Raw genomic sequence first — 255 nt, 5'->3', positions numbered from 1 at the left:
CTACCTCAACACCCACCCCGATCTCCTGCCCGTCCGGCCGCCCTCCGGATTCCCACCCCAGATCAGCGACGCGGAACTGATCGTCCTGGCGATCATGGAAGCCCTGCTCGGCTTCACCTCGGAACGAGGCTTCGTCAGATACGCCCACAAGCATCTGACCAGCATCTTCCCGTATCTGCCCCAGCAGTCCGGCTACCACAAGCGCCAACGCACCCTCACTGCGGTGATGCAGCACGTCATGGTGCACCTGGCCAC

At 63.5% G+C, this 255-nt stretch carries 1 pseudogene; it reads left to right on the top strand.

Going from position 1 to position 255, the window contains the following annotated elements:
• Positions 1 to 255, top strand: a pseudogene (locus tag ACQCVD_RS15535) (IS982 family transposase); the annotation flags it as partial.

The sequence above is a fragment of the Corynebacterium halotolerans genome (assembly GCF_050107895.1).
In the GTDB taxonomy this organism is placed as follows: domain Bacteria; phylum Actinomycetota; class Actinomycetes; order Mycobacteriales; family Mycobacteriaceae; genus Corynebacterium; species Corynebacterium halotolerans_B.
This window is presented reverse-complemented; position numbering and strand designations above follow the sequence as displayed.